Source organism: Nostoc sp. (assembly GCF_036916735.1).
Taxonomy (GTDB): domain Bacteria; phylum Cyanobacteriota; class Cyanobacteriia; order Cyanobacteriales; family Nostocaceae; genus Nostoc.
The window spans coordinates 13,941-32,819 of the sequence record NZ_JBALFV010000110.1; the positions used below are offsets into that span (position 1 = coordinate 13,941).

Here is an 18,879-nt window from a genome sequence, read left to right on the forward strand (position 1 = left end):
AACAATGTCTCACATTAACAACCAAACCCAAGACCTCAATAGCATCGAATTGGTGCAAGACCTTGACCATGAAGCTGCTGCTACTGTTAGTGGTGGTGCCCTATTCCTTTCCGACTATCCTTTTAATACAGGAGATCAGCTAAAGATCTCAGGCAAATATGACAGTTTTGGCAGCTTTAACAATAAAGCATCTTGGTACGAGGTAACGGGTGACAAAGATTGGTATGTTTACGCTGATGAGTATCGCAAAGGTAAACCATACGTTCTAAAAGCAGGCACAAAAGGTAACTTTTACGGTTATGCTAACAACAACTGGGAGTCTGCAGAACCCAAACCTGAATACTACCCCTAGTAGAATCCTGAAAAACTTAAAAGAGAAAAGAATGCTCTCACATAAGCTTTTAGCTGAGTAACACTCTTTTCTTGTAGTTCGTAGGGGCGAGGTCGTTTTCGCTCCTACTTTTTTATTTCAATGAAGATAGCACAAATAAACGTAAATAGCAATACCCATAGCTTGATTGAGCGTAGGAGTACGCGAATAGCATGAAAATCAAGTCGAACATGGACTAACCAAGTAATCCCCGAATTTTTTATGAAATACCAGGTTTTTCTCCAACATAGTGAAGAAGATTGCGGCGCTGCCTGCGTTGCAACTGTTGCCAAACATTACGGACGCACTTTGACTCTAAGCCGGGTACGAGAAGCGGTAGGCACGGGGTCACGAGGTACTACTCTGCTTGGTTTGAATCGAGGTGCAGAAGCTTTAGGATTCAATGTCCGCCAAGTCAAAGCTTCTGCTCAATTGATCGACAGTTTAGAAAAAGCTCCAATGCCCGCAATTATACATTGGAAAGGTTATCACTGGATAGTTTTATACGGGCAAAAAGGAAACAAATATGTGATTTGCGATCCTGGCGTTGGTATCCGCTACCTCAGCCGTAAGGAATTAGTTGAGGGTTGGAGCAATGGGATTATGCTGCTATTGCTGCCAGACGACACCCGTTTTTATGAGCAGCCGGATGACAAAATGACTGGCTTTGGACGCTATCTGGTGCGTGTTTGGCCCTATCGCTTCATTCTGGGTCAGGCGATCGCGATCAACATTGCGATCGGACTTTTGTCTCTAGCCTCTCCCTTGATGATGCAACTCCTCACCGATGATGTGCTAGTGCGGGGAGATACTCAACTATTAACTACCGTGGCAATTGGGGTAATTGCCATGAACTTGTTTAAAAGTGCAATTGGTTTGGTACAGTCTCACCTCATCGGTCACTTCGGTCAACGGTTGCAATTAGGACTGCTGCTGGACTACGGTCGAAAACTTTTACACTTGCCCTTATCTTACTTTGAAGGACATCGTAGTGGGGAAGTCGTCAGCCGAATTGGCGATATTAATGCCATCAATGGGTTAGTTTCGCAGATTGTCCTTGGTTTACCTAGCCAATTTTTTATTGCTCTAGTTTCCTTGAGCTTTATGCTGTTCTTGAGTTGGCAACTGACTCTAGCTTCTATACTCGCATTTGTCATCGTTACTTTAGTTAACCTGCTTTTCCTACCCGCCTTGCGCCAGAAAACTCGTAAACTTATCGTTTTAGGCACTGAAAACCAAGGCTTTTTGGTGGAAACTTTTCGCGGTGTCCAAGTACTCAAAACAACGCAAGCAACTCCACAAGCTTGGCAAGAGTATCAAACCAATTATGGTCGCCTCGCTAACTTGGGCTGGAGTACGATGAAACTGGAACTATACAGCAGTACATTCACTAATATTCTTTCAAGTTTAACTAATATAGGTTTACTCTGGTTAGGCAGCTATCTAGTAATTAATCAAACATTATCCATCGGTCAGCTGCTAGCGTTTAACGGCATGAGTGGGAACTTTCTCGGTTTTTTGAGTTCAGTAATCGGGCTAGCTGATGAGTTTATTACTGCTCAAATTGTCATCCAACGGATGGCAGAAGTGATTGACGCTACCCCAGAAGACTCGAATGAACAGAAAAAGCCTTGGGCAAAAATTTCTACTGATGCAAATATTATCTGCACTAAAGTTAACTTTCACCATGCTGGTAGAGTTGACCTGTTACAAGATTTTTCATTGACTATCCCTGGTGGTAAAGTTATTGCTTTAATTGGTAAATCTGGTTGTGGTAAAAGTACTCTAGCCAAACTGATTGGTGGTTTATATTCCCTCCAGTTAGGCAACATCCGTTATGGGATCTATAACAGACAAGACTTATCTGTAGAATGTCTACGACAACAGGTAGTCTTAGTCCCGCAAGACCCGCACTTCTGGAGTCGTTCAATTTTTGATAACTTTCGCTTTAGCTATCCTGACATAACTTTTGAAGAAATTGTCACAGCTTGCCACATAGCAGGAGCTGATGAATTCATTAGCGAACTACCTGATAAATACCATACCGTCTTAGGAGAATTTGGAGCTAATCTTTCTGGTGGACAACGCCAAAGATTAGCGATCGCCAGAGCGATAATTACTAACCCGCCGATACTAATTTTAGATGAATCTACTGGCGCTCTCGATCCGGTGAGTGAAGCTGAAGTACTAGATCGATTGCTTACCTATCGCCAAGGCAAAACCACAATTTTAATTAGTCACCGCCCGAAAGTCATTGAGCGAGCCGATTGGATTGTATTACTAGAGAAAGGACGTTTGCAAATCCAAGGTTCTCCAGATGAATTGCGCCAAATTGCTGGCGACCACTTGGGCTTTTTAGAAGATGTTCGGTCATCAACTCCTAGTTTACTGGTGAAATCTTCTGGTCATGCTAACGGCAAATACGCCGCCATCAATTGATGACATTCTCTTTCTTTGAGATTTGGGATTGCTCCTCGACCAAATAATTACTAATACTTCGGCTACGCCCTTCTCTTCTTAGGCTGCGCCCTAAGCGTAGCTATGCCGCAGGCTTTACGACGCCGCTCAGGACAAGCTCAGTACAAGTTCGTAATACTTGCCATTCATGCGAGAAGCAAGCTACGTAATTAGTAATTAAAATCAAAAATCATTTTTCCCTCAATTTATTATTATGGTTAGTCAATCGAATTCTGTCTTGCTGCCCCAAGTTGAAGAAAACGATTTTCTTCCACCACTTGGTAATTGGACTACTATTGGCGGTGCGATCGCATTGGTGACTGTGACAATAGCAATTGCCGTCGCCTCTGTAACTAAATACAAAGTCACCGTTCAAGCACAGGCAAACCTGCGTCCGGCTGGTGAGTTGCGGTTGGTTCAGGCTGCTACGGAAGGCCCAGTTATGCGGATTTTTGTGAAAGAGAATCAGGTTGTCAAAACAGGAGATGCGATCGCTACTATTGATGACTCCCGCCTGCAAACCAAAAAAAGTCAACTAGAAAGTAGTATTGGGCAAATCAAATTACAACTAGTTCAAATCGACGCTCAGATTCATGCTCTTAATAACCAACTTATAGCCCAAACTGACAGCACCAAGCGTGCAGTTGCGGCGGCTGAAGCTCAATTGAGTAGTCGCAAGCGGGATTATCGAGATAAGCAAATTACTACTGTTAGTGATGTCCAAGAAGCCGCAGCGAATGTCAGAGCAGCAGATGCCGGTTTAAGAGCAGCCGAGACAAAGCGAAACCGATATGAGAACGTAGCTAAAGTTGGAGCTTTGTCACAAGATCAATTTGAGGAAGCACAACTAGCTGTTCGCCAGCAAGAACAAGCACTCTCGGCTGCCAAAGCCAAATTGCAAAGCCTACAAACTGCCTTGAATCCAACTCCAGCAGAAGTAGCGATCGCAAAAGAACGCATTGCTCAAGAAAAAGCTACGGGGCAAGGTACTATCGCCACATTAAACAAAGAACGCAACGCGTTGATTCAGCAACGGATTGAAATGCAAAAACAGTTCGAGCATGATGGCCGCGAACTTAAACAAGTAAATATCGAACTTAAGGAGACGATCGTTTCTGCCACAGCAGATGGTATTATCTCTAAACTCAACCTACGTAACCCCGGCCAAACATTGCGCCCTGGAGAAGAAATCGCCCAAATTGTTCCTACTTCTGCCCCCTTGATAATTAAGGCAGTGGTAGAAACTGAGGAGAAAAGCAAGTTGAAGCCAGGACAAAACGTCCAAATGCGAGTTTCTGCCTGTCCCTATCCAGATTACGGTACTCTCAAAGGTAAAGTTAAATCAATTTCTCCAGATGCATTTTCCCCACCAGCGAATAATGGTGCTTCTACAATGGCAACTACTCCCAGAGCTACTGCTGCCTTTTATGAAGTAACGATTGAACCTGAAAGTCTGTCTTTAGGTCGAGGAAACAAACAATGTTCCGTTCAAATGGGAATGGAAGGCAGAGCCGAGATTATTTCTAAAGAAGAGACTGTACTCCAATTCTTTTTGAGAAAAGCAAGGCTAATTGTAGATGTTTGACCTTTATAATAGGCAGGGGAGCGGGGAGCAGGGGGAAAAGGGGAAACTTTCTCTCCAGCAAAGCGCACCCTTCCCCCAGTAAGAACTGCCTCTTGGTAAAAGGGACTGGGAACTGGGGATTAGGGATTGGGTAATCAGCTGAAAAAGGAAGCGATCGCCACAATCGATAATGCAATGCCCCATACTTCGGCTACGCCCTTCTCTTCTTAGGCTGCGCCCTAAGCGTAGCTATGCCGCAGGCTTTACGGCTACGCCCTTCTCTACGAGAGGCTACGCCAACGACTACCAAGAGGACAAGCTCAGGACAAGCTCAGTACAAGTACCTCGTGCCCTCTACCTTAATTCCAATCTTGTTCATCTTTCTTGCCGCGACTTTTGTAAATACCCCCCAGGTTGTGAATTTGGCGAGTTTTCTCATAAAGTTCGGCTTCGGTCAAACCCCACTGCTGCAAGACTTTATCTAAATCTTTTTGGATGTCTCTTGCCCCTGGAAACCCTTGATAGCGCATTCGCAGTCTAGCTAATTCTGCTAAATTATAGTCTGTCGCCTGTTGAGAGAGTAAAATATCAATAAGGGGGCGATCGCGGCTATAAAGAGGATGTTGCTGGTCTTTACCTGCGGGTGCATTAGTCATCATGAGTCCTGAGTGTCGTTAGTGGTAGCGAGGTCTTTAGCCCTTGTTAAATCCTAAGTTTTAAGTTTAGCTTGAGAGCTGAGGAGCAGAAAAGGCAAAAGAAAATCATCTTCTGCACTGACAAGCTAATTGTCAAATTGAGAACTCCTAACTCTTGTACAGACGCGATTAATTGCGTCTCTACTTCTTAGACGGCAACTACACCTGATGTCTTACGGCTCTCACCACTGCCACTTAAGTTTAAATAAAGTTACATTGTTCTTAAGAAAATACAAAAAACTTTAGATGAGGGTGAATTTTATCTCACCCAAAGTCCAAGCAGCTAGGGAGCAAGAACCCGCTATGTTTGAACACTTCACTTCCGAAGCCATTAGAGTAATTATGCTAGCTCAGGAGGAAGCACGTCGCCTGGGACACAATTTTGTAGGAACTGAACAAATTCTCCTGGGTTTGATGGGAGAAGGAACTGGGGTTGCTGCTAAAGTGCTGGCCGAATTAGGCGTTACCCTCAAAGATGCACGTCGCGAGGTAGAAAAAATTATTGGTAGGGGTTCTGGCTTTGTACCACCAGAAATCCCTTTTACTCCTAAAGTAAAAAGCCTCTTCGAGCAATCGTTTAAAGAAGCTCATAGTCTGGGACAAAATTACATTAACACTGAACACTTACTCTTAGGATTGACCGAGGCTGGTGAAGGTGTTGCCGCCAAAGTACTGCAAAATCTAGGAGTTGACTTCAAGACTGTCCGCACTGCCATAGTTCGCCGTCTGGGTGACAATGCACCAGCTATAGCTGGTGGTGGTAGTCAAAAGCGCACCCAACCGCTAACTATGGAAGAGTTTGGTAGGAATTTGACCAAATTAGCCCAAGAAGGGAGACTCGACCCCGTAGTTGGTCGTCAGAAGGAAATTGAGCGGGCGATCCAAATTCTTGGTCGCCGCACCAAGAATAACCCAGTGTTGATTGGAGAACCAGGAGTTGGTAAAACTGCGATCGCAGAAGGTCTAGCTCAACGGATTATCAACCAGGATGTTCCCGAAAGTTTGCAAGATAAGCAAGTTATCAGCCTCGATATGGGGTTATTGGTAGCTGGAACTCGCTTCCGTGGCGATTTTGAAGAACGCATCAAAAAAGTCGTGGAAGAAGTCCGCACTGTCGGCAATATTATCTTGGTGATTGACGAAATTCACACCTTGGTTGGTGCTGGTGGAACAGAAGGTGGCTTAGATGCAGCCAACATCCTCAAACCTGCCTTAGCACGAGGTGAACTCCAGTGCATCGGCGCAACAACCCTCGATGAGTATCGTAAGCATATCGAGCGCGATGCCGCCCTAGAGCGTCGTTTCCAACCGATTATGGTTGGGGAACCCTCAGTAGAGGAAACCGTACAAATTCTCTACGGCTTACGTGGCGCTTACGAACAGCACCACAAAGTCACAATTTTGGATTCAGCACTTGTAGCAGCAGCAGAATTATCAGACCGCTACATTAGCGATCGCTTCTTGCCAGATAAGGCAATAGACTTAATTGATGAAGCTGGTTCTCGTGTTCGTCTACGGAACTCTCAAAGTTCTCCCAATAAAGAACTCAAGCGTGAACTCGCTGGCGTTACCAAAGAGAAAGAAGCAGCAGTCAGAGTCCAAGATTTTGACAAAGCTACACAACTGCGCGACCAAGAGTTAAAACTCGCAGAACAACTGCAAGCAACCTTTGTACAAAACGATCAACCTGTCAACTCTACTTTAGTTGACGAAGAAGACATCGCCCAAATCGTTGCCTCTTGGACTGGCGTACCAGTCAACAAGCTAACTGAATCTGAGTCAGAGTTGCTTCTACACCTAGAAGACACTCTGCATCAACGGCTCATCGGTCAAGAGCAAGCAGTCTCGGCTGTATCTCGCGGTATCCGTCGCGCCCGTGTCGGCTTGAAGAATCCCAATCGTCCCATTGCTAGCTTTATCTTCTCTGGGCCTACCGGAGTCGGTAAAACAGAATTGGCGAAGGCACTAGCTGCCTACTTCTTCGGTGCGGAAGACTCGATGATTCGCTTAGATATGTCCGAATACATGGAAAGCCACACCGTCGCCAAGCTAATTGGTTCGCCTCCGGGTTATGTAGGATACGACGAAGGCGGACAGCTTACAGAAGCCGTGCGCCGGAAACCCTACTCAGTGTTGCTATTCGACGAAATCGAGAAAGCACACCCCGATGTATTCAATATGCTACTGCAACTTTTGGATGACGGTCAACTTACTGATTCCAAAGGTCGGAAAGTGGACTTCAAGAACACGCTGATCATTTTGACTTCTAACATCGGTTCTAAGGTGATTGAAAAAGGTGGTAGTAGTTTAGGCTTTGACTTTGATACTCAAGCTGATGCTAGTTATAACCGCATCCGTACCTTGGTAAATGAAGAATTAAAAGCTTACTTCCGTCCAGAGTTCCTTAACCGTCTCGATGAAATTATCGTCTTTACCCAGCTTTCTAGGGATGAAGTGAAGCAAATCGCTGAGATTATGCTTCGTGATGTTTCTAAGCGGTTGACAGAAAAGGGAATTATCTTAGAAGTTAGCGATCGCTTCAAAGATCGTGTAGTACAAGAAGGCTACAACCCTAGTTATGGTGCTAGACCATTACGCCGGGCAATTATGCGCCTCCTAGAAGATTCTCTCGCTGAAGCAATGCTGTCTGGTGAAATTACAGATGGAGATACAGCGATCGTCGATGTTGATGATGATTCTCAGGTAAGAGTACGAAAATCAGAAAAACGAGAATTACTCTTGGCAAATGTTGGCTAGTATTTATACCTGATTACTTTTTGGTGTAATATTTGAGTAATACTTTATGCTTCTCGTCTAAGTAGAGGCATAAGCAGGGGCATCTATGACAAACATAAAGTGAAATGGTATTATATCTTTCACCCCTAGTAGAAATACTGGGGGCTTTTTTTATCAAAATATTTCCAATAAATCAATTATCTAAGGGACTTCCAGAAAATAAAATATACAAATAATATATTTTGACTTACTCTTTTGAATTCTATTTGGGGGATTCTAAGCTCAAATAGCAATTGCAGGGGTTACCTGTCTAACATTGCCTAACTTAGAAGTCAATGCCCTGACTTTGAATGTTTTTTCTAATTATTCATTTTTAGGACTTATACCATTTCTTTGTGAGGCTGCGCCAAATTTTCTTTCTTCCTTTGTGACGGCAGTCGCTCATGGGGGAAACCCCCAAGACCGCGCTGCCTCTCCTTTGCGCCCTTTGCGGTTCGTTCCTTATATAATTTGGCGCATCTTTATACAGAATTGGTATTACACACAGGTAACGGAAAACGTAGACGCAAAGCGGCTTCCCGCAGGGTACCACAGAAAAACCAATGCGCCCTTGCGGGTTCCCCGACTTGTTCGCTCTTAGCGTTCCCGTACCCCTACGGGGAAGCAAGCTACGCGCAGCGTCTCCGTCAGGAGAAGGGTAGCAACTGGCGCGACGCAGAGGTCACAGAGAAATGAGAGTTTGAGAGGGTTTTTGCGTAAGTCCTAATTTTATCAAAAGAACACTAATGTCAAAAGTGGGTGTGCGTCTAAATTTAGAATGAAATAATCCTGCATAGGAGGAAAAATATGTTTGCTTTATTATCTCTAGTTTCATTAATTGTTCTATATGGAATTTTTAATCAGAGAGGTAGTTGCTGGCGCAGTTCAGTATTATCAGCAGCTATAGTTTGGGGATTTTTATTAACTGTAATTACTGAGATTTTAAGTTTTGGCAAATTGCTGACGTTTTTTTGGTTGGTAGGAGTATGGGTACTGATCGATATCGTACTAATCTACATATATTTTCAACTCATTAGAAAAAAGAAGCCGATTGCCAATCGAAAAACGACTCTTAATCTGTCACCTTTTTCAATTCTGTTATTGTGCGGTGTAGCTTTTATCATTGCCTCTGTTGGTTTAGTTGCTTTAATAGCGCCGCCCAACAACTGGGATTCGATGTCCTATCATATGGCTCGTGTAGTTCATTGGATTCAAAATCATAGTGTCGCTTATTATCCAACGAATTACACAGCACAACTATTCTTAAGTCCTTGGTCAGAATTCGCTATCATGCATTTACAGATTCTGAGCGGTGGGGATCATTTAGCAAACCTTGTTCAATGGTTCAGTATGGTTGGTAGCATTCTTGGAGTGTCACTTATTGCAAAACAAATTGGTGCGGATTTGCATGGTCAGATTTTCTCTGCTGTCGTATGTGCCACTATTCCTATGGGGATTCTTCAAGGTTCAAGCACTCAAAATGACTATGTAGTTTCTTTCTGGTTGGTTTGTTTTGTTTACTATGTATTATTGACATTAAATCAAAGTAGGAAGGAAACCAATTTATTCAAAATTAGTGCAAGCTTAGGACTGGCTATTTTGACTAAAACAACAGCTTATATTTACGCATTTCCATTTTTATGTTATTTTTTTATTCTCAAGCTAAAAAAACTTGGTTGGAAAATATGGAAAATCGTTGTGATGATGGGATTTTTAGTTTTAGTTATTAATATCGGTTTTTATGCACGCAACTTGGATTTATTTCATTCTCCTCTGGCAACAAATCCAAAACTGACAAATTTTGATTATACAAATGACGTATTTAGTCTTTCAATATTACTATCAAATATCATTAGAAATATTAGTTTGCATATTGGCATACCATCGTGGAAACACACATTCCTTAGCTCAGTCCGCGATGTAATTGAGGAAGATATCCGCATACTCCATACAGTTTTAGGGGTAGATATCAATGACCCTCGTACAACATGGGTGGGATTTTCCCTTCCAAGTTCACCAACCTTATTACATGAAGACGGGGCTGCTAATTTTATACACTTATTATTAATAGTATTGACTATTATTCTCTGTCTAACTTGGAAGCGTTTAAGAAGACAAAAATATTTGGTAGTTTATGGTGCGCTTGTAGTTAGTGCATTTTTACTATTCTGCTTACTTCTTAAATGGACACCGTACAATAGTCGCCTTCATCTACCTCTTTTTGTATTACTTTCTCCATTTATTGGGGTAGTATTGTCGAATCTGCCTCAACATAAACTGGTCAATTCTATAGCTGTTATTTTGATACTGTCATCACTTCCGTGGTTATTCTTTAATCAATCTCGGCCTGTTATTTCTCTTCTTTTGACGCTCAAGGACGGTAGGATAGAGAATATCTTTAATACCAGCAGAACTAATCAATACTTTAATAATCGAGTAGAGCTAAGAGAGCCTTACATTGGAGCAACTAACTTTTTGAAATCTCAAAAATGTTCAAAAGTGGGATTGTCAATTCGAGCTGATGATTGGGAATATCCATTTTGGGTACTCTTGGAAAAGGATAATACTCAAAAGATTCATATTGAACATATTAATGTGAAGAATATTTCTTCAGTAAAATCTAGAGAATATCCCTATAAAGACTTCATTCCCTGTGCCATCATTTCTATCAAGCCTCAAAACAATCAAGAGAAAACAGGTAAGGAAATAGTTACCCAACAAGGTACTTATGTTCAGGAATGGTCGGCAAAGCCAGTCAGTGTATTTATGGCACGTTGAAAAATTCCTTAGAGGCTGCTAACAGCACCTCTCCCTCCCTCTAAAAAATAATTATAATTTTAATTATCTGTATATTTTATTTTCTGGAAGTCCTCAAACAGAATTCAGGAAACAGAATTTAATTCTGAATTCTGAGCGAAAAATGTCATGACTCTTTTGCCAACAATTCTGATGCTGCTTCAGTTTCAACTACATTATCAGAATCAGCAGATTTAGAAAAAGTATCTGCTATATCTTTGATAAAACCAGCTACAGGTACCGCGATTAGCAAACCTAAGACTCCGCCAACATTGGTTCCTACAAGCAAAGCAATTAACACCCATATTGGTCTGATACCAGTAAATTTGCCCAAAAGTCGTGGTGCGATCGCCTGATCAATTAACTGGTCAATGACAACAGCTACCGCAGCAACCTTCACTGCTAGCCAAAAGTCATGTGTAGCTATGATTAAAGTTATGACAACAAGACTAACGACATCGCCAAAGGGAATTAAACTCAAAAGCCCAACCCCCAAACCCAAAAGTAAAGCAAACTGAACTTGAAAAGCTAAAAACAATAATGTTACTGAAACTCCCATCAGCAAAGCCAAACTTCCCTGACCAATCAAGTAATTTTGAAAATTTTGTTGAATAGATTGGCTTACCTTGTGAGCAAAACTTCCAGGTAGCTTTTTTAATATCCCCTCCCAAATTCTTGGGCCGTCTAACAACAAATAGAAAGTCAGTACTACTGTGATTAATCCCTCAGAAATACTATCAATCGTATCTATGATAATGCTTAAAAGTTTATCTGACAGAAACTCTAGTTCATTAGGTAATTGCTTATTTAATCGTGTTAATAACTGACTTAAATTCACATTTAAGTTGTGTTGAAAAAACCAATCATTTAAATTATGAAGTTTTTCTTTGCTAGAATCAATCCATTGAGGAAGGACTTTCACCATCTCATGAAATTGCTCTAAAACAATGGGAAGCAAAGTTATACCCAATGCAACGATAATTATCAATGCTGATATAAAAACTAATGCTACTGCATAGCCACGTTTCACTCCTCGCTTTTGGAGAATGGCAACAGGATAGTTTAAAATGAATGCAAGTAAAGTAGCTAAGACAAGAATTGTGATGACAGGTTGAAAGTTTTTAACCAGTAAAAATGCTAGCCAACCATTGAGGAACACTAGAGGAAATAAGAGCGTAAAGATTAACCATCTAAGTATTTGATTCAGTGGAAAATTCATATTTAATTTCCAAGCTAAAATTATTATAGTTACTAGATTGAACCGAGTAATTAAATCTACTCAAAAGGAAGTAGACAAGATAAAATTTCCCTCACTCACCATTATTCCAATCACTAACTTTCAGAGAAAGATAAAAATTGCTCCTCATTTATTCGCCCTGCTTGATACAGAGTATTAGTAATTTCCGAAATAGTTAAAACCGCATGACTACGATAACCATTTTGCTGTAACCTATTTTGCACCCCTTGTTCATGGTCGATAAATACCACAATATCATTAACATTTAATCCTGCTGATTCCAACTTTCCTGCCCCTTCCATAACACTTTTGCCGCTAATGAGAATATCGTCAACCACTACAACTGTTTCACCAGGATGAAAATTACCCTCAATAACTCTCCGTGTTCCGTGGGCCTTTACCTCTTTACGAGGGAAAATCATCGGGCAATTAAGACGCAAAGATAAACCAGTAGCAGTAGGTAAAGAACCATAGGGAATACCTGCTAACCTATCAAAAATCAGATTTTTCAAAATATCTTCATAGGCAGTGATAACTTGATTAAAAACTTGGGGATTGGAAATAATTTTGCGTAAGTCGATGTAATAAGGAAATATCGCTCCTGATGCTTGAACAAAGCTACCAAACATAATGCAGTCAATATCATAAAGTTGTAAAATCAAATCTTGGTGTGGGTGCTGATTTAGGAAACAAACATCAGGAAACCACACAGAACATGTGGAATTTTCAGAAATGATTTCAGTTTTTATTTGATTAATTTCTGCGCGTAAAGACTGGATTTCCTGAGATAATTGGCTATTTCCCAACATATCTTGAGGAACAGGAATCAGCAAACCATCACCGTTACTATTCAAACCTGCTTCTAAAACTTGCTTTAGGTTTGCGCCTTCTGCCCAGATGCTACGCGCCATAATAATTCGTTCAGGCGCGATCGCTCGAATAAGTGCTAAAACTTCAGGATTTGTAGTTCCCACTTCCAAACCCAATTGTTCTGGAGTTCCCCAGGTTTTTGATTCTTTTACTACCTGTAAATAAAGGGGTGACTCGTTTATAGGATATTGCTGTAAAGTTTCTGCACCTGGATTAGAAGTACAGCATAAAATAAACACCGCTTTATCAGCATAGACCAAAAAAGGTGCTACATGATCTTGTCCTGTATAGGGACTGAGAGTGATTGCATCCACCTGCCATTGTTGAAACACAGTTTTGGCAAAAATGGTACTAGTATTTAAGTCACTGTGTTTGGCATCTAAAATTACTGGTATATGGGCAGGAATAGCTGCTAAAGTTTTGTATAGCAATTCTAAACCGGGAATACCTAACGCTTGGTAGAAGCCAAGTGTCGGTTTATAAGCACAAACGAAATCAGAAGTTTCGGCAATAATGAATTGCAACCACTTCCACAAACCAGTGATGAGTTCTTCAGATTCGTAACGCACAGGCATCATCTCTGGATTTGGATCAAGTCCTACAAATAGTAAGCTTTGATTTTGCAAAATATTACGATTCAATTTATCAAAAAAGTTCATTTTCTTAGTTTAAATAAAGAGTCATTAGTCATTTAGTCGCCGCGTATATCTATCTCCATAAAGATAAATAGTTTGTTCACGAAAACATTGATTCTGTTAATTCAGTACCACCAGCTTTCCACCCTAATCGAGAGTGAATTACTACAAATAAGATAACCATTGGTACTGAGATAAAGTGAACGATTCGCAATGCTTGCCAACTGCCAAAGAAATCCACAATCCAGGAAAATTGAGCAGGTTTATACATTCCTATTCCTGTAAATAACGCTAGCAGCAAAATGGGAATAATTGCTGTATAGACAATCCGATGCCAAGCATAAATTAGACGTTTGGAATTTTGACTTTTTTGTAATGCTTTCAGGTCATTAACACCTACAAACCGATGTCGCCAGCGCCGAGTAATTAAAATGTAAATTCCATACCATAAAAGATTCAGCGAAAATAGCCACATTGCTGCAAAATGCCAATGTCTACCTCCTGCAAGCCAACCTCCTAACGTAAATATCGGCGGAATGTGCAAACCTGCACGTCCACCAAAAACAGGGTTAGCGTTGTAAATTTGTAGTCCACTGGTAAACATGATAAATAGACTAATGATGTTACAGGAGTGGAAAATTTTGGCTCCTATTGCTTGAGTGGGTGGCTTTCGAGTTTGAGAGGGGGTCAAAGTCATAGATTTTAACTGATAAAATTTGCTGTTTACCTGTCTTGGGTAAATAGCCCAGCAAGTTTGAGGATGCTTAACTCACCTTTATTTTCTCATCATTAGATTCAGTATTTTGACATTGATGGTCTAATATTTGCTCTTTTAACTGTCAGTTTAGGTATGGCTAAGGTTGTTCTAAGCTAAATTTTCAAAATTGGGCAATCTCTACAACGGGCTATTCGGTGATGTTGCTAAGATGCTGTAACCTGTTCTAATGCTCACGATCAAAGATATTCTATGCAGTGTATCCCTAGAGATGATCAATTAATTGGACTGATATGAAGGAAACATGGATTTCTGAGCGCCGGATGATTCAATTGCCTGGATTAACTATTGATCGCCATATCTCAGCACCGAACCAGCTTGAAATCCCCGGATGCAACCATCATCTGCTTTGTCTTTTGTTAAGCGATCGCAATCAACAAAAAATCACTTACATCGGCGAACAAAAATCCGAAAAACCTCAAGCTAAAGGAGATTTCTGGATTTGTCCTGCGAAAATGTCGGGGGTTTGGGCATGGGAAAGTACTGATGAATCGTTGATGTTTGTGATTGATCCACTCTTTTTGTCTCGAACCGCAGAAGAAGTCGGTGGGCTGAATGAAAACAAGGTTGAATTGCTCAGTACGGTAAGTGCCCATGATCCACAAATTGAAGCGATCGCTCGTTTATTTCAAGCAGAATTTGACACAGGTGGAATTGGTGGCCATCTTTATGCCGAATCGCTGATACAGGTGTTGATCGTTCACTTGCTGCGACAATACTGTGCGTTTTCACCAAAAATACAGCCCGATGTCGGAGGTCTACCTAACAATCGACTTCAGCCAGTGTTGGATTACATTCACAGCTATTTGGATCGACCACTGCATCTAGCTGAATTGGCAGAAATTGCAGGTATGAGTCAATATTATTTTTGCCGATTATTTAAGCAGTCAATGGGTGTTGCACCTTATCAATATGTGCTTGGACAACGAATGGAAAAAGCTAAAGAACTATTGCAACAAAGAAAATATGCGATCGCAGAAATTGCTCTGCTTGTTGGTTGTACAGATCAAAGCCGCTTTACAAGACATTTTAAAAAATATGTCGGAGTCACACCCAGGATGTTTTTAAGGAAAATGTAAAACTTTGGGATGCTAACTGTGTAGGCGTAGCCCGCACTTCGGCGTCGCAGTTCGACTGCGCTCACCGTAAACTCAGTGACCACCGTGGGCATCGCAAGAATGACCTAAATCATAATCAGATGCAGCAAGAAAAGTCTATCGTTTATCCACTAGCACATTGTACCTTCATTTATAGGATCTACGGCTGATGAACCCACACCCAGCAAAACTAATCAACTAAGGGCATACCAAAAAATTTTATGAGAAGAATTAGTCGGATTTTGCTTTCTATTGTTCTCGTCAGCACTGCTGTAGTTTCTGTAGCGGTAGATTGGAACGCGACTCACCTTTTTAACTCCGAATGGCATCCACATGCTAAATTTCATGATGCAGTCATGCTGTGGTTACTAAGTGGCATGAGTATTGTGGCGCTGTGGTTACTATGGCGACGAACTACCGAACCTGATATCGGTTACACCGTGGCAATGTTAGTACCTGTGATCTTCTGGTCGCCCTTTTTCTTTGTAACGCTAGTAATTCCTGGAACTAGTTTGCAAGCCAATCTTAAAGAAGCTCCACCAGTTATCGCAGGCATTCCCATTTATCCTAACGTTGCTGTTGCAACGGTCAGCGTTATTTTAACGTTGATTGGCTATGGCTTGTACCGCGCTTCTAAGTCGGAAGCGAGTGATCTATGAACAAGCTGATCTTGGTTTTCGGTTTGGCATTGCTAGTTAGTTTTCTGCCGAGTCAACCAGCTGTGGCTCACATTGGACATGGTAGCTTTCTGATGCAAAACTTGGCTCAGATGACCCTCTCTCCCTCCCTGATGTTCAGTGGTATCGGCATCGCCTTGATGGCTGGAGCTGGACACGCTCTTTCACCTGGACACGGAAAAACGATGGTAGCAGCATATCTCGTTGGTTCGCGGGGTACTCCTCAGCAAGCTGTTGTGCTGGGGCTTGTGACAACCCTTACCCACACAATTAGTGTTTTTGCACTGGGTATTTTAGCCTTGTTATTATCTCAATATATTTTACCAGAGCAATTGTATCCATTTCTCAGTCTACTGAGCGGATTGATGGTCTGTAGTGTTGGTTTTTGGTTACTTGATCGCTATCTCAACCCGGCACTCAACCATCATCACACTCACAATGATTCTGCTCATCATCACCACACTCACAACGATCGCCATCATTCTAGCAATTCTCAAGTTACCTTACAGTCACTTCTAACTCTGGGGATTGCTGGTGGTCTAGTTCCTTGCCCGTCAGCGCTAGTATTATTGTTGAGTGCGATCGCACTTCACCAAATTGGATACGGTTTAATCTTAGTGTGTGCCTTCAGTGTAGGATTAGCAATCGTATTAGTAACTATTGGTTTAGTGATTATTTATGCTCACCAATGGCTGAAGAGTTTTTCATGGGTTCAACCATTGCAGCAGTATACGCCGATAATTAGTGCGATCATGGTGATTGTCGTCGGAAGTGTACTGATGGCTTGTGCTGTAATTTAGGTGTTCAAAACACAAGCTCAAATTTATCGAACTTAGGTATTGTATATTTTGCAGTGTATGTAATTAATATTTTTGTATTCGTGAAGATAATTATATGATTAATCGTAGCTGATTTTTTGCGGGGGCTGTATCTCTCTATCATTCACAACCACATAATAGCGATCGCTTTGCTTTCGGCTCAATGATATACCAAAATGAATGTGTGAATTACTTAAATGAGAAAGTCAAAGCTGCTTTTGAGTAAGTCAAAGCTGCTTTTGCTTGTGGAAAACACCAAAATGAGAAAGCAAACTGGGGTTTGAGTAAGTCAAAGCTGCTTTTGAGTAAGTCAAAGCTTATTTTACTTGCGGAAAACACCAAAATGAGAAAGTCAAAGCTGCTTTTGAGTAAGTCAAAGCTGATTTTGCTTGCGGAAAACACTAAAATGAGAAAGTCAAAGCTGCTTGTGAGTAAGTCAAAGCTGATTTTGCTTGCGGAAAACACCAAAATGAGAAAGCAAAAGCTGCTTTTGAGAAAGTAAAAGCTCATTTTGAGTAAGTCAAATGGCATTTGGAGTAAGTAATCAGACATTTTTACTTAGTTCAATATGAATTTTAATTTAGGCGATACCTTTGGTAAGCTTCTCTACGAGACGCTTCGCGTAGCTTGCTTCCCGAAGGGTACGCTAACACGCTTTTCAGTTTTATCACGGTATGCTTTGCATAAAACCGTCTATTCTTGATTTGAGGGGAGGCGATCGCTTGTGGGTTTAAAATCAAGTATAGAGCGCTAGGCTTTACAATATCATTGCACCTCAGAACGATAAAAAAGATTTTGGAGCGATCATTTATGTTAGGTCTAGAGAGAATTACATTTGACCCTAGCATTATGGCTGGACAAGCTTGCATTCGCGGGATGCGAATTCCAGTTTCTTTAGTGGTAAATTTGGTAGCTTATGGAAAGCCTATAGAAAAAATTTTAGAAGAATATCCTGATTTAGAAGCAGAAGATATTCATCAATCTCTTCTTTATGCAGCGTGGTTAACTCAAGAACGGGTTTATACCTTCAAAAGTGCTTAACAAGTAATAATGAAGTTTTTGGCAGATATGGGAATTTCACTACGCACAGTAACTTGGTTGCGTGGTGCTGGTTATGATGTGGTGCATTTGCGCGATGAAGGTTTGCAAAGACTACCAGATAATGAGATTTTAATTAAAGCCCGTGCAGAAGGAAGAATTTTATTAACTATAGATTTAGATTTTGCCCAACTTTTAGCCGTGAGTGGGGATAGTTTACCCAGTGTGATTTTGTTTAGGTTGGGGAACGAAAATTATGATGCAATTAATGAACGATTGACTCAAGTTTTGAGTAAATGCCAAAAAGATTTAGAGTTAGGGACAATTATTTCTGTAAGTAATGAAACTTTCCGAGTAAGGCGATTGCCTATATAACAATACGCTTGGGTTAAGGCCAAAAACTAAAACTGGCGTAGGTTGTAGGGAACCTCATTCTACCTCAGAGTTCAGAACAGGAAAGGCCGAGTTAAAGCGATCGCTCCTTCAAGTTTTATCATGGTACGCTTTGCACAAAACCTGTAAATTTGTATCTCCATGTGGTCTATTCTGGATTTAGGGGGAGGCTATGCCTGCGGCGGGCTTCGCCTACGCGCAAATATGCTAAATTTTCACGTACATTTACAGTATTAGGATGATTTATTCCTAACCGTCGCTCAAAAATATCTAAAGCTTGGATGTACAATGGTTCGGCTTCGCTGTATCTGCCTTGGGAATCGTAGAAAAACGCGAGGCTGTTGAGGCTAGTGGCGACACATGGATGTTCTTCACCTATCAGTTGACGCCAGAGTACCAAAGCTTGGATGTAAAGGGGTTCGGCTTCGCTGTATCTGCCTTGGGAGTTGTAGAGTAATCCGAGGTTGTTGAGGCTAGTGGCGACAGATGGATGTTCTTCACCCAGCAGTTGACGCTTGAGTGCCAAAGCTTGGATGTAAAGGGGTTCGGCTTGGCTGTATCTACCTTGAGAGTGGTAGAGAGAAGCTAGGTTGTTGAGGCTTTGGGCGACAGATGGATGTTCTTCACCCAGCAGTTGACGCCTGAGTGCCAAAGCTTGGATGTAAAGGGGTTCGGCTTGGCT

The 18,879-nt window shown here is 41.4% G+C and carries 15 protein-coding genes; 10 read left to right on the forward strand and 5 right to left on the reverse strand.

The window, feature by feature from the left end; genetic code table 11:
* Positions 1-4 precede the first annotated feature (4 nt).
* The 3 genes from V7L20_RS27710 to V7L20_RS27720 all read left to right on the forward strand — a co-directional run bounded on the left by V7L20_RS27710 (position 5) and on the right by V7L20_RS27720 (position 4,412).
* A complete protein-coding gene (locus V7L20_RS27710) occupies positions 5-352 on the forward strand; it encodes a hypothetical protein (RefSeq protein WP_334747155.1) in 348 nt (115 codons plus the stop codon).
* A gap of 240 nt (positions 353-592) precedes the next feature.
* On the forward strand, positions 593-2,809 hold the full coding sequence (locus V7L20_RS27715; protein ID WP_334747156.1) for a peptidase domain-containing ABC transporter: 2,217 nt from the start codon (positions 593-595) through the stop codon (positions 2,807-2,809).
* 232 nt (positions 2,810-3,041) lie between these two features.
* Positions 3,042-4,412 (forward strand): HlyD family secretion protein, encoded by a 1,371-nt coding sequence (locus tag V7L20_RS27720; protein ID WP_334747157.1) that lies wholly within the window; start codon positions 3,042-3,044, stop codon positions 4,410-4,412.
* 338 nt (positions 4,413-4,750) lie between these two features.
* Here the strand turns inward: V7L20_RS27720 and V7L20_RS27725 are convergent, their stop codons facing one another.
* Positions 4,751-5,047 (reverse strand): DUF3288 family protein, encoded by a 297-nt coding sequence (locus V7L20_RS27725; protein WP_334747168.1) that lies wholly within the window; start codon positions 5,045-5,047, stop codon positions 4,751-4,753.
* Between the two features lie 342 nt (positions 5,048-5,389).
* Here V7L20_RS27725 and V7L20_RS27730 point away from each other — a divergent pair, with 342 nt between their 5' ends.
* Together V7L20_RS27730 and V7L20_RS27735 are read left to right on the forward strand one after the other, a co-directional pair.
* Positions 5,390-7,843 (forward strand): ATP-dependent Clp protease ATP-binding subunit, encoded by a 2,454-nt coding sequence (locus V7L20_RS27730; protein ID WP_334747169.1) that lies wholly within the window; start codon positions 5,390-5,392, stop codon positions 7,841-7,843.
* Positions 7,844-8,668: 825 nt separating this feature from the next.
* Positions 8,669-10,639 carry an ArnT family glycosyltransferase gene (locus tag V7L20_RS27735; protein WP_334747158.1) on the forward strand — a complete coding sequence of 657 codons (1,971 nt, stop codon included), beginning with the start codon at positions 8,669-8,671 and terminating at the stop codon, positions 10,637-10,639.
* Positions 10,640-10,784: 145 nt separating this feature from the next.
* On the opposite strand, the gene V7L20_RS27740 is transcribed toward V7L20_RS27735, so the two are convergent.
* The 3 genes from V7L20_RS27740 to V7L20_RS27750 form a co-directional block, all read right to left on the reverse strand.
* Entirely contained in the window at positions 10,785-11,876 is a 1,092-nt protein-coding gene (locus V7L20_RS27740) for an AI-2E family transporter (protein WP_334747159.1), read from the reverse strand.
* Between the two features lie 113 nt (positions 11,877-11,989).
* Complete coding sequence (locus V7L20_RS27745; protein WP_334747160.1) at positions 11,990-13,423, reverse strand: bifunctional orotidine-5'-phosphate decarboxylase/orotate phosphoribosyltransferase; 1,434 nt, start codon at positions 13,421-13,423, stop codon at positions 11,990-11,992.
* 76 nt (positions 13,424-13,499) lie between these two features.
* Positions 13,500-14,096 carry a cytochrome b/b6 domain-containing protein gene (locus V7L20_RS27750; protein ID WP_334747161.1) on the reverse strand — a complete coding sequence of 199 codons (597 nt, stop codon included), beginning with the start codon at positions 14,094-14,096 and terminating at the stop codon, positions 13,500-13,502.
* Between the two features lie 311 nt (positions 14,097-14,407).
* On the opposite strand from V7L20_RS27750, the gene V7L20_RS27755 reads away from it, so the two are divergent.
* The 5 genes from V7L20_RS27755 (at position 14,408) to V7L20_RS27775 (ending at position 18,179) form a co-directional block, all read left to right on the forward strand.
* Entirely contained in the window at positions 14,408-15,253 is an 846-nt protein-coding gene (locus V7L20_RS27755; RefSeq protein WP_334747162.1) for a helix-turn-helix transcriptional regulator, read from the forward strand.
* A 239-nt stretch (positions 15,254-15,492) separates the two neighbouring features.
* A complete protein-coding gene (locus V7L20_RS27760; RefSeq protein WP_334747163.1) occupies positions 15,493-15,930 on the forward strand; it encodes a DUF6640 family protein in 438 nt (145 codons plus the stop codon).
* Entirely contained in the window at positions 15,927-16,748 is an 822-nt protein-coding gene (locus tag V7L20_RS27765) for a nickel/cobalt transporter (protein WP_334747164.1), read from the forward strand. The genes V7L20_RS27760 and V7L20_RS27765 overlap by 4 nt, the downstream gene beginning before the upstream one ends.
* Positions 16,749-17,576: 828 nt before the next feature.
* Positions 17,577-17,807: a DUF433 domain-containing protein gene (locus tag V7L20_RS27770; RefSeq protein ID WP_334747165.1), complete on the forward strand. Its 231-nt coding sequence runs from the start codon at positions 17,577-17,579 to the stop codon at positions 17,805-17,807.
* 9 nt (positions 17,808-17,816) lie between these two features.
* Positions 17,817-18,179, forward strand: a complete 363-nt coding sequence (locus V7L20_RS27775; protein WP_334747166.1) for a DUF5615 family PIN-like protein — start codon at positions 17,817-17,819, stop codon at positions 18,177-18,179.
* Positions 18,180-18,345: 166 nt separating this feature from the next.
* On the opposite strand, the gene V7L20_RS27780 is transcribed toward V7L20_RS27775, so the two are convergent.
* Positions 18,346-18,879: tetratricopeptide repeat protein (locus tag V7L20_RS27780; RefSeq protein ID WP_334747167.1), on the reverse strand; the 534-nt coding region annotated here is incomplete at its 5' end.

Coding starts and splice junctions, on each gene's coding strand:
- V7L20_RS27760 (WP_334747163.1), top strand. CDS start 15,493: ATGAGAAGAATTAGTCGGATTTTGCTTTCTATTGTTCTCGTCAGCACT.
- V7L20_RS27710 (WP_334747155.1), top strand. CDS start 5: ATGTCTCACATTAACAACCAAACCCAAGACCTCAATAGCATCGAATTG.
- V7L20_RS27735 (WP_334747158.1), top strand. CDS start 8,669: ATGTTTGCTTTATTATCTCTAGTTTCATTAATTGTTCTATATGGAATT.
- V7L20_RS27715 (WP_334747156.1), top strand. CDS start 593: ATGAAATACCAGGTTTTTCTCCAACATAGTGAAGAAGATTGCGGCGCT.
- V7L20_RS27720 (WP_334747157.1), top strand. CDS start 3,042: ATGGTTAGTCAATCGAATTCTGTCTTGCTGCCCCAAGTTGAAGAAAAC.
- V7L20_RS27730 (WP_334747169.1), top strand. CDS start 5,390: ATGTTTGAACACTTCACTTCCGAAGCCATTAGAGTAATTATGCTAGCT.
- V7L20_RS27755 (WP_334747162.1), top strand. CDS start 14,408: ATGAAGGAAACATGGATTTCTGAGCGCCGGATGATTCAATTGCCTGGA.
- V7L20_RS27740 (WP_334747159.1), bottom strand. CDS start 11,876: ATGAATTTTCCACTGAATCAAATACTTAGATGGTTAATCTTTACGCTC.
- V7L20_RS27770 (WP_334747165.1), top strand. CDS start 17,577: ATGTTAGGTCTAGAGAGAATTACATTTGACCCTAGCATTATGGCTGGA.
- V7L20_RS27725 (WP_334747168.1), bottom strand. CDS start 5,047: ATGACTAATGCACCCGCAGGTAAAGACCAGCAACATCCTCTTTATAGC.
- V7L20_RS27750 (WP_334747161.1), bottom strand. CDS start 14,096: ATGACTTTGACCCCCTCTCAAACTCGAAAGCCACCCACTCAAGCAATA.
- V7L20_RS27775 (WP_334747166.1), top strand. CDS start 17,817: ATGAAGTTTTTGGCAGATATGGGAATTTCACTACGCACAGTAACTTGG.
- V7L20_RS27765 (WP_334747164.1), top strand. CDS start 15,927: ATGAACAAGCTGATCTTGGTTTTCGGTTTGGCATTGCTAGTTAGTTTT.
- V7L20_RS27745 (WP_334747160.1), bottom strand. CDS start 13,423: ATGAACTTTTTTGATAAATTGAATCGTAATATTTTGCAAAATCAAAGC.